The following is a 10,762-nucleotide window of genomic DNA, read 5'->3' as shown; positions in this document are numbered from 1 at the left end:
AGGTTGCGTCAACCCGCACACGCTGAGGGCTGCAAGCCCGAGATACGGCCACCGAGTCCGTCGCGAACTCACCCCCCTTCTACCCCTCTTCAATTAACACCCGGGCGAGGACCGGCGGGCGATTTGCCACCAGTGAATGCGAACAACCAGCTCCCAGCTCCGCCAGGGGCAAAAGCTAAGGCGGTCATCGCAATTCCTCTGCGATGACTGCCGCCACGCGCTCGGCGAGGAACTGGCTGCCTGACGGGGTGAAATGCACGTTCTTGGGCTGCTGCAGCTTGCTCAGCAGCGGTTCGCACTGAGCGAACAAATCATGGACCCGCACGCCTTCGCTTTGCATTAAGGATATCGCGGCCGCGTTGTAGCGTGGCGGATCCGAGGGGTCACGGAAGGGATTGGTCGTCCCGGGCGCCACCGGCGTCGTGGTCGCGAAGATCAGCTTCGCACCGGTGGCCTTGAGTTTCGGGATCATGGCCTGCAGGTTGCGACGGTAGGCCTCGAGATCCGCTTGCGGTGGGTCCGCCGGATCGCTGGAGTTCTGGCCTGACCCTGGGACTTTTACCCGCTTCAGGTCGTGCAGCCCCCAGTTGAAATAGATGACATGCCACTTTTGTCCCTTGAGCCACTCGTCCAACTTGAGGACTCCGAGTGTCGTGCCCTCGCAGTTGGCGGGATTGCTGCCGTTGGGTGTCAACGGACGGAACACGTTGGCTTTACCCTGGATCAGGCTCCTCACTTGCAGCGTGTATCCGATCGAGATCGAGTCACCCAGGATCAACACGTTCGGCAACGAGGGATCAGGCGTGCCCGCCCACGCGGGCGCAGGAACCGAAGCCTTTTTGCCGCTAGGAGCAGCTGGGGTGGAGCTGTTTCCGATCGCTTCCTTGACCTTCAGTTCGGTCGGCTCGGGGCCGGATCCCGCGACGGCACCCAGGGCCAGGTGGCCCAGCGTTAGTGTCAGCAAAAGAGAGATCAGGAGGCTTTGTTTCATGCGCGGATCGAGGTGGCTTAAGGACTGCATTCTGCCCTCTCCGGAGCCTAGGGTCAAAGCTGGAATTCGCCGACCGAAGCCACGGTGTGTGATTCTTTCAGGGGGGCCTGAAAGGGAATCGTCACCCAGGCTAAAGTCTCCAAAAACTCTGCAAGAAGGTTGCAAAATCCCCTCACATCCGCCAGCATCCTCATGCCTTATGTCGTTCATCAAAAGATTCTCCCCAGGGTGGATTGGATTGCTTCAACTGTTGCTCCTCGCGTGCGCCCAAGGCGCGATGGCACAAGCGCCAACTATCCTCACGGTCACTCCAGCGAACGGAGCAACAGGTGTCTCGACGAACAGCGACCTCGTGTTTGTCTTCGACAGGGATATGGACACACTGGGCGTGGTGCCAATCGGCAGTGTTCGGCCCGCCTTGATCGGCAACTTTGAGATCAAGCTCGCTAACGCGTTTTTTACGGGGACGTGGGGAACCGGCAAACGAACGCTCACGATCAAGGGCACGCAGCCTTTCCCGCCCGATACGCTGATCGAATGGACCTTGAACCCTCCCGGCGGAACATTGTTTCCGCCCCTGGCCAGCGACACCAAAACCCCGCTAGCCACCGTTTCCGGAAATTTCAGAACCGCCGCCCTTTCTGTGAATGGCCCGGCTCCAACGTTGGTGTCGGTCACACCCGCGGTAGGAGCGACCAACGTCCCTCCGACCAGTCCCATCACCTTCTTGTTCGATCTCGAAATGGATACCAACGTGGTATTGACGGCTAGTTTGGCGCCCATCCTGATCGGCAACTATGAGTTCAAACCGTCCACCGTCCCCATGTCGTCGGGCGTCTGGAGTGCCGACAAGCGATCGCTCACCTTTTCCCCCCTCACCGTGAGCCTCCCGGGCACCACCGTGAGTTGGACACTCAACCCGGCGGGCACCAGAGCACCTCTGACCAGTGCCGTCGGAACGCCGTTGGTCAGGATCGGCGGCAGCTATCGAATTGCCCTCAATTCGGGTGCGAACACCAACGAAACCTGCGGTGGAACGAATGTTACGGCTGGGTACTACACCATTAACAAAAACATAGGGCATACCCAAATCGCAGCGGATCGCGTCATCCCCACCGGAGATGCCCCGGCGGCGTTCCAGGCTTTTGCCACTAGCCCGCCATTGAATGTCGGTGCCTCGGGCAAAGTGCTTTCCGCTTCGGTGACGCCTCCGGGAGGCAACACTCTGACGCTTTCCAACCTCTTTGGGATCGGCTTCACTTTTGCCGCCACTCCGACCACCGAAGCGCTTTTGGATACGAGCTATCCGCCCGGTCAATACCAGATGCGCCTGACTCAGGAACAGGTGGGAGGCGCCGCCATGGAATCGACCGTCACCATGAACATGCCCGCCGCGCCGGCGAGCATTCCCACCATCTCTAATTTCGCAGAGGCGCAGACAATTGACCCCGCACAGAACTTCATTTTGCGGTGGAACGCGTTCACGCCGCAACGGCCGGGGGCGTTCATCAGCGTCATTATCGTCGATTCGTTCGGTAGTCTCGTTTTCCAAGCGCCCAACTTCTGCGTCCCCCGTGCGCTCGCGCCGACCGACACCTCAGTCGTGATTCCGGCGAATTACTTCAAAGCTGGCTTCAGCTACAGCGCGACCTTGCAATTTGGGTATAACTTCTACCTGTCGACCAACGATGTTCCGAAAATGAGCGGCTTCGGTTCCGTCAGTCGGGCGACGACATTTCCGTTGAAGGCCACCGGCAGCGGCACCCCGACCGTGCTTCCCGCGACCTTCCTCACGTATCGTCTCTTGCCCAACGGCCATCCCGAACTGACCCTCTCCGGAACCGCCGGACAATCCTACGCCATCTTGCGATCCTCCTCGTTGCCGGGAACGGCCTGGGCGCAAGTCGGAACAATCACCATGAGCGCTATCGGGACAGCCACCTATGAAGATGCCACCGCCGTCGGGCAACTCCCCGCGTTCTATAAGGCCGTCGGTAACTTCATCGGCGTAGGCAGATAAGCCTCCGCCGCCCGGGCGGCAAAATCGGTCGCGCGGACAGCTCGGTCTGTTCTGGAAGTCAATGTCCGCCGGCGACAGTGTAGCCGAGCCGACGAAGATCCTCCGCTAGATCCATCTCCATTTGCACCGCTGCTTCAAACGGCATCGGATTTAAATGATCGTAAAGTTCCGGCAGCAGTCGGACACCGTAACGCGTCACGACCCACGCCGCTTTGATTCCCGCCTTGTGATTGGCAAACCGTTCGTCCGGCAACAAGCCGGTCATCCCGACGTAGACACAGGGCATCTTGGGATCGCGATGCGGGTTGTCGGCACGAATCTTTCGGATCCGACCCGCCGCCGAATCCAGCAACACCACATAGACGTTGTGGTGATGCTCCTGTTGAACCTTCGGTCTAAGCGGCTTGAGCGTGCGGGGTTTCATCAAGTGAGGGACTCGGAGTTACATCTCCTCATTCTAATCTAAGGTCTTCAGCGGAAGCCGACTCATATTTCATTCCCTAGGAGGGCGAGATAGGACGGAAGGGTTGTCAAAGACTGAGTCGTCATTTCGAGGTCGATGATAGGTAATGCCGCCGCTCTTTCTCGGAAAGCTTCTCAATGGCGTAGCGCAGCATGGTGCGCGGCATTCGTGGAGCATGGGAATTCAGGAAGGTTCGAAGGACGGATAGCTCGCGCTTCCCGATCTCGCGCAGCATCCAACCGCAAGCCTTGTGCATGAGGTCATGCCGGTGCCCCAGAAAGGTTTCGCACAGCTGGAGGGTGTCGTTAAAATCGCCCTCACGAATGAACGTCTGGGTCGCCAGCACCGCGATGCGTTGTTCCCAAAGGCTCGACGAGGCGGCCAGCCGTTTCAAAACCCGTCGGTCCCGCTGAAGTAGCCAGACACCGAGGATGTGCGGTGCGCTGGTGTCCACGAGATCCCAGTTGTTGATCCATCGCGTGTTGGCCAGGTAAAGATCGACAAGGTGTTTCTGACCAGCCTCGTCTCGCTTCATTTTGCCGAAACGGCGCACCAGGATGAAGAGAGCAAGCAATCGCTCCTCGTGCCACTCCGAGCACAGCAAGGAGAGCAGGTCGGGCTCGCTGAGGGCGTCGGTCGCAGGAAGAAGTGCGCGGACCTGCGGCACACTTAACCCCAGAAACTGATCACCCTCGCCGTATTCGCCCGGCCCCGTCTTAAAAAACCGGCTCGAGCTTGCAGCTCGCACCGGATTGCCCAGCGCGTGCAGTTCCCGCCGTAGGGATGTCAGGGGATTGGGTGGCGAGGCAGCTCTCATTCGATTCGGGTTTAGGTCGCAGAAGGTAATACTGGTTCTGGACGGCTTGGGAGAAGCTACGCGTTCCCAGGGAGAAATAGAATGGCAAAGGGGATCCCCAGCCGTGCAGGGGTGTGATTAGACGTGGGTGAGCCTCAGGTTGCGCTCCGCGTGACGAGGTAGGGCGAAACTCTGTTGAGCCCCTGAATGCCAAACGTTCGAAAGGGTTGAAGGAGCCGCGGCGAGAAGCGGACAGGGATAACCTACGTTGAGAGGCCCTCATCGGGGGGCAACCTTCCCTGTGCAGCTGAGCCTGGAGCCCTGGTGGGCTCAACAGAGTTTCTCCCTACCTTGGTGACGTAGCCTTTACAAGCCTCACCCGGAAATCACCACACGCGTCGTGCCGACCGAAAGTTGCGTGGCCAGGCCCAAACCGCTCAGGCTGCCCGCCCGCCGTCGCTCCTCGGAGGAGCTATGGCGTGGCATTTTTTGCAGCGGATGCAAAAAATGGAGCCAAAGAAGGGGATTGAACCCTTGACCTACGGTTTACGAATCCGTTAGCGGCTTTCGGATGATTTCGCAAAAATCCGCTTAGCAGCTCGAAATCAGCGACTTGCTTCGGCATCCCAATTTTGAAACCAAGAAGATAAACGACGGTTAGCGAAGCCGGACTGTCTGATATTGTCTGATACTTTGTCGCGTTTTGCGGTTAAGCGTTGGTCACTAATCCAAAGAACAGTGCTGCCAAGCTTGCCTTGTGGCAGGGCTGGTGAGAGAAACAGAGCGCCGCCCGGGCAGGCTTAGTCTGCTTTTTTCCATTCGCTCACACATCATCCGTGCCTCCGGCAAGCTGCCTGAGTCTACACCAACAACTCAACGAAGGTGAGGCAGCGCGGATTTCTTTTGCTGATTCAGCTTCCATCCGCACAGCGTTTCTCTAGAGTCATCACTTGATGAGGAAAAATCCATCTGGACGTGACCATTACCATTTGTGCGTGATCTTGGACGTTCTCCGGTCTCGACGAAATACCAACCGCGTGATGGCTTTGTTGCCGTTTCTTCTCCCCCTCTTACTTTGTTTAGGCCTACAGGCTCAGACCCCACCAGCTTCCATTGCCGGCGACGGGTTCCTCATCGACATTAACAGCGGTACCCCACCGCTCGGGACATCAGGCTATTTCCTGCTGCTTCCTGCAAACAGCGGGAACACGTATCAGGCCATTGGAATCTACGGTATACCCGATTTTCAAGGCACTTACTCCTACAGTCGTGCAAGCGGATCTATGGCCACAATTGACCTGGTCAGCTCCCAAGTTGGCCGGGGAGAAATAACCGTGGATTTTCTAACATCGAACTCAGGGCTCTATTCTTTTGATTCGATATCCTTTCCGGGCCTCAACCAAACCGGCGAGTTTCTAGGAGCAAGCGTCAACGCCCTTGGTTCGCTTTCTGGGCTTACCATTTCTTGTGCGATCCAAGATGGTATTTCGCCGTTCTCCTCCGCAGGCAATTTCCGCTTTTTAATCCCTTCCACGGGAAATCGTTACCGGATCCAAGGTGAAATCGGGATTCCCGACAGCGCGGGGACTTACTCTTACACCTTGGTAAACCGCAGTACCGCTCGAATGCGAATCTCTGATTCGCTAATAGGGACAGCCGATATTTATGTCGGATTCTTCGGCTCACGACACGGTGGTTACGCCCTGAGAACCGCTTCGGGTTCCTTCCAACTTGGAGAGTTTACCATTCCAGATGAAGTTCCCCCGACTCTGACCTTCATAGCTCCCACGGCAGGACAACGCTGGAGCAATTCAGTGTTCCGCGTTGAAGGTCGAGCCGCGGACAACGACCAAGTCGATGCGGTCTTTTACAGGGTAAATGGTTCCGATTGGTCCCCTGCCTCTACGTTGGACCAATGGGCGAGTTGGTCCGCAGATGCCGTATTGAATCCAGGCAGCAACCTCATAGAAGCCTATGCGAAAGACGTGAGTAACAACACTTCGACGATTCCAAGCCGTTCGCTTGTCTACATAGTTACCGCCCCCATGGCCGTCCAGATCACTGGCAAGGGAGCAATCTCTCCTAATCACGACGGAAAACTGCTCGAGTTCGGAAAAACCTACAGCATGACTGCGACGCCCGGTCCGGGCTATGCCTTTTCAGGCTGGACTGGGAGTCGCAACACCAATGCAGCCACCATCGTTTTTACCATGGAGGTGGGATATTCTCTCTCTGCTAACTTCACTGACGTTGGCAAGCCCCTCATCACCATAACACAGCCAAAGCAGAACCAGATAGTCAGCAACGCTGTAGCGATAGCCATCGGAAGCTCCTCGGACAACAGCCAGGTTTCTAAAGTGTGGTTGGACCTCAACGGGCAGGGATGGAAGGCGGCTTCCTCTACTAACACGTTTACTCAGTGGACTTCAGAACTATTACTCTCCCCGGGAACGAACTCGCTGCGTGCGTATTCTGAGGATCCATCAGGAAACCACTCCACGACGGGATTGGTCCGATTCACATACGTACCGAGCGATTTCCTGCGAATACAAAGCATAGGGCGTGGTTCCTTAACTCCGAACTACAGCAACGCCCTGCTCCAAATCGGAAAACTCTATAGCGTAACGGCCAACGGCGTCGGGGGGTTCGCTTTTACCAATTGGGTTATCTCGACCAACTTTACTGAAGGGCACGTGAGCAACGCCAACACGCTCAAGTTCCTAATGCAATCCAACCTAACCCTAGTCGCAAACTTCAAGGACATCACCAAACCCACACTCAGCATTCAACTGCCTACCGCAAATCAGCGCTTCTCCAACGCTATAGCCACGGTTAAGGGCACAACCACAGACAACTTCAAGGTGGCTATGGTTTATGTGCAGAACGGCAGTGGCCCATGGCAGCTGGCGGCGTCCACGAACCAGTACACCAACTGGAGCTCGACCGCACTTCTGAGTGCCGGAACCAACACGATACGAGCATACTCGGTTGACCAGGATGGGAACCGATCGATCACGAATACCGTGCGTTGCACGTCTCCCAGTTCCTTCATGCTCCAGTTGAGCTTAGAGAGAATCCTTCTCCCCACTACCGGAACTGAGTTCCATCTCTTGCTCAATGCGTCGTCGAATCTCTTGGTCCAGGTAGAGTCCTCCACAAACCTGGTCAGCTGGTCGACGATCACCACACTCCGAACCTCCAACGCCACGGTTCGGATTGCCGATGAAGCCTCTACGACAAATGGATGGAGATTCTACCGGGCTCAAGTTCCCTAACCAGTGTGCCGGTTCGAGTTGGAGCGGGCCTTTGATCTGCCCGCGCAGGACCCGGTTCTCGGTTACCAAATACTAATTGTCGCGTAAGCGCTGATTTAGCGAGCCCCTGGCGGATAGTGGCGCGAGCCGGTATGGAGGCGTCGCATGAAGTCACCGCTTAAGTTCGTTCGAATTTTCGAGCACTACTCGCTGTGGAAAACCAATTGTCATTACACACTCATAGATCGCTTTCCCACGACAGTCCTATCCCACGGCCATTGGAGTCGCCTTGTTGTGGAAGGGGTAAATGAGATCCCGAAGGTCGGGGGCTTGCATCATCACCACCCTCAGTAAGCTGCCTGTGGTTACGTCATGTCAGCTAGCAATTCCGTGCAAAACTGATCGCCGTCCAGGCACTCCAGTTTTCGGCGTCCGGCAGTAATGCCTTTCGGGATCCCATGCTCCCCGAGCCATCCCTTCACTCACAACCAACGGGGGCGTTTGAAGGGAGCTAAAAGATACAGCGGCCAGCCAATTCAGGTGAACGTCCGGAGCGGTTGCTTGCTCGTAAAAAGTTTCGCCTTTGCCGGATTGGAATATACAAAATCACAAACTGGTTGAGGTTCAACGGTGCCTAAGCCGTACACGACAATCGACTTATATCCCCCGCTGAACGCATGGCCGTGGATTGGCGATGTCGGCAGCATCTTTCGCCTCTAGCCACGATCCAATACGCCGGCTATCGCTCTCAGAACGTCCTCGCGCGTCGCCTTAACACCAAAACCTATCAACGCATGCTTCCCTTCCCTGACCCATTCTCCAAGAGCCGCATTGTTAGGATTGCCATCCTGGGCGAGTTCCAAAGTGAAAATCCGAGCGGCAACTGAACCTTGCGTCCACGCTTTAGGATCATTTCCACCGCTGGTCTGGACCACTGCTACAAAGTAGGCCTGCGGGGATTCCTCGGGGGTGGGCATCGACACCAAAGCACAGTGTCGCCCGCCGACGAACTCCATCGACATGGCCAAATCGCTCACTCGCCGAAAGGTCATTCCCTCCGCAAGCGGGTTCGGATGAGGCCGCACCAATTGGTAACGAGTCTCGAAAATCGCCGACCATCGCCGTTGGATAAAATCAGTCGGCTCATCCTTTCCACCGGGCATCTCCTCATTCAGCAGATAGGAGAACCACGCAAACGGATTCTGCCAGACGTAACCGGGCAGAAACTGATGCGCGAAGGCGTAATGGACTTTATTGCGAAGGACCGCTTCAGGATAGAACTCCCGAAAGGACTTCGTGATTTGAGTGATAGGTATCTCCATAAGCATCCGATTTTTACAAGGTTATGTAGAACGACGCCTCGAGTTTGTCGTAATCTCACTCCACCAGCAGGCGCAAAAATTTGGTCCCTAGAAACGCGGGTAGCTTCCATTTCGTCATGCCTCCCACGAAATCGAAGGCACAAAACCTGACACCTTCAGGCGAGTGCGGTTCGAGTTCCCAGTCGTCAAGGTCCGTCGAATATTGAAGGGTGTAGATAAACCCAGGGCTATGATAGAAAGAGATGCCGATGGTGCCGACGGTGTCACTGTAGATATTAAGTTTGGGTGTATCCAGAAAATCATCTCCCAAGCGGTGATGCATCACCAGGCCATCCCCGACGGCCACAACTGCAGAACGTCCGTCACTGGCAACACTCCGTATAGATCGCGTCACGGGAGGCATGGTGTCGACCGCGAAACCCAACTCGTCCACATCCAGTCTCCAGAGCTGCGGAAGTAGCCCTGAATTCATGTAACCGTGCCCATCTCCGATAAGAAAAATGTCTCGTCCAACCGTCATAGCATCCTGAATCACAGGAACACCTAAAAAATTTCCCCTATTGCTGCAATCAGCGATCGGGGAGTAACCGAAGCAACCCTCTTCCGAAAAAAACAGCACCTTATTGTGGACGGAAGCGATAGCTGAGAAAGCTTCACGTGAGAATGGGTCAAGACTTCCGGCTGTAGTCCAAGGGAGTTCATCGAGAAAGCCTGCCCTCTGCAAAATCTCGTCGCTTGCGAAGTAACGTCCTCCAACGGCGATGACATCATTCAAGACCCAGGTCTCAAACCGATATCGTTCCTCCCAGTGAAACCCGTCCTTGGAGGTAAACGCTGTATTAAACGGGCCCCTTTGAGTCACGAGCAGGAACTCATCCTGGCCAAACAACACTCGACCATGAAGCAACTTCAGTCCGATGTCCACGTCGACCCAATCCAGCCCGTTGCTTGAGACCAGGAGGCGATCCGAATTGCAGACGAAGATGCCATTGCCGTAAGCAACCGAGCGTAAGTTGGTAGCCGGCTCGAACTGCCATTTTAGTCCATCGGGCGAATATCCCCTGACATCGGGCCCGACCGCCACGAAGCCCTTCTCACCACCCGCGACACTGAAAAGACCAGGAGCGGGCGAGGATAAAATGTTCCAGGTGAGAGCGTCCGCTGAGGTGAGGACGAGTCCCTTGGCCCCAAACACCCACCACACTCCCCGCTCATGCTGAACGCGGTCCAGTGGTGCTACAATCCCGCTGTCTCGAGACGTCCAGGTGGCGCCATCAGTGGAAGTGAGGATCTTACCGCCCTCCCCGACGGCGACAAAGACTCCCTCGGCCGCAGCCACGTCGCTCAACGAACGAGCTTCGGGGTGTACCGCAGAAGACCATGATGCACCATCATCCTTGGACCACAAGATGGCCGCCGACGGTCCAACCGCAACCCAAATGGAACCGGATCTCGCCAGGCCGATGGGAGTTGTTTGCAGAGCCGGTCCGGAAAGCCGCCTCCAGCGAAGGCCATCTTCGCTCTCATAAAGCACCTTCCCTCCAAAACCAGCCGTAAACCTCCCTTCGCTGAAGTGAAGCAAGCGAACACGTTCAATCGGGGGGTCAACCGGTTGACTCTGGACCCAATGCTCCCCATCCGTGCTCACCAAGCAGCCACCCAGGCCCTGGGAAGTGCGCACCTCATAGGGGACCACAAATCGCCCATTGCCGAAGGCGACATGCTCGACTCCAGACACATGACTCCGTCCAGCGTCCGACAGGGTCCATCGAGAACCGTCCCTAGAAAACCAAATGGCCGTATGCTGGGTACCGTCCGTCATCCAAACGTATCCGACGCGCACCATCACACCATTGCCTTGGGCAAAATCTAAGGTGAACTCGTCTGGGTTCGGATGTTCCACCGACCAGTCCACC

7 protein-coding genes are annotated in these 10,762 nt (G+C 56.4%); 2 read left to right on the top strand and 5 right to left on the bottom strand.

The genetic code is table 11. From position 1 onward, the window contains the following. Nucleotides 1-184 precede the first annotated feature (184 nt). Complete coding sequence (locus JNN07_02885) at nucleotides 185-991, bottom strand: SGNH/GDSL hydrolase family protein (protein MBL9166659.1); 807 nt, start codon at nucleotides 989-991, stop codon at nucleotides 185-187. A gap of 277 nt (nucleotides 992-1,268) precedes the next feature. Between JNN07_02885 and JNN07_02880 the strand changes: the two genes are divergently transcribed. Then, nucleotides 1,269-3,011, top strand: a complete 1,743-nt coding sequence (locus JNN07_02880; protein ID MBL9166658.1) for an Ig-like domain-containing protein — start codon at nucleotides 1,269-1,271, stop codon at nucleotides 3,009-3,011. A gap of 58 nt (nucleotides 3,012-3,069) precedes the next feature. On the opposite strand, the gene JNN07_02875 is transcribed toward JNN07_02880, so the two are convergent. Together JNN07_02875 and JNN07_02870 are read right to left on the bottom strand one after the other, a co-directional pair. After that, a complete protein-coding gene (locus tag JNN07_02875) occupies nucleotides 3,070-3,435 on the bottom strand; it encodes a hypothetical protein (protein MBL9166657.1) in 366 nt (121 codons plus the stop codon). 121 nt (nucleotides 3,436-3,556) lie between these two features. Beyond that, nucleotides 3,557-4,291 carry a DNA alkylation repair protein gene (locus JNN07_02870; GenBank protein ID MBL9166656.1) on the bottom strand — a complete coding sequence of 245 codons (735 nt, stop codon included), beginning with the start codon at nucleotides 4,289-4,291 and terminating at the stop codon, nucleotides 3,557-3,559. Nucleotides 4,292-5,553: 1,262 nt separating this feature from the next. On the opposite strand from JNN07_02870, the gene JNN07_02865 reads away from it, so the two are divergent. Then, nucleotides 5,554-7,545 carry a hypothetical protein gene (locus JNN07_02865; protein MBL9166655.1) on the top strand — a complete coding sequence of 664 codons (1,992 nt, stop codon included), beginning with the start codon at nucleotides 5,554-5,556 and terminating at the stop codon, nucleotides 7,543-7,545. 695 nt (nucleotides 7,546-8,240) lie between these two features. On the opposite strand, the gene JNN07_02860 is transcribed toward JNN07_02865, so the two are convergent. Beyond that, nucleotides 8,241-8,846 (bottom strand): hypothetical protein, encoded by a 606-nt coding sequence (locus JNN07_02860; GenBank protein ID MBL9166654.1) that lies wholly within the window; start codon nucleotides 8,844-8,846, stop codon nucleotides 8,241-8,243. 55 nt (nucleotides 8,847-8,901) lie between these two features. After that, the coding region (locus tag JNN07_02855; GenBank protein MBL9166653.1) for a hypothetical protein at nucleotides 8,902-10,762 on the bottom strand (1,861 nt) is incomplete at its 5' end.

Source organism: Verrucomicrobiales bacterium, assembly GCA_016793885.1.
Classification (GTDB): domain Bacteria; phylum Verrucomicrobiota; class Verrucomicrobiia; order Limisphaerales; family UBA11320; genus UBA11320.
This window is presented reverse-complemented; position numbering and strand designations above follow the sequence as displayed.

What these genes read in the sequence shown, in the direction of transcription:
- JNN07_02885 (MBL9166659.1), bottom strand. Translation starts at nt 991, where the DNA reads ATGAAACAAAGCCTCCTGATCTCTCTTTTGCTGACACTAACGCTGGGC.
- JNN07_02880 (MBL9166658.1), top strand. Translation starts at nt 1,269, where the DNA reads ATGGCACAAGCGCCAACTATCCTCACGGTCACTCCAGCGAACGGAGCA.
- JNN07_02875 (MBL9166657.1), bottom strand. Translation starts at nt 3,435, where the DNA reads ATGAAACCCCGCACGCTCAAGCCGCTTAGACCGAAGGTTCAACAGGAG.
- JNN07_02870 (MBL9166656.1), bottom strand. Translation starts at nt 4,291, where the DNA reads ATGAGAGCTGCCTCGCCACCCAATCCCCTGACATCCCTACGGCGGGAA.
- JNN07_02865 (MBL9166655.1), top strand. Translation starts at nt 5,554, where the DNA reads ATGGCCACAATTGACCTGGTCAGCTCCCAAGTTGGCCGGGGAGAAATA.
- JNN07_02860 (MBL9166654.1), bottom strand. Translation starts at nt 8,846, where the DNA reads ATGGAGATACCTATCACTCAAATCACGAAGTCCTTTCGGGAGTTCTAT.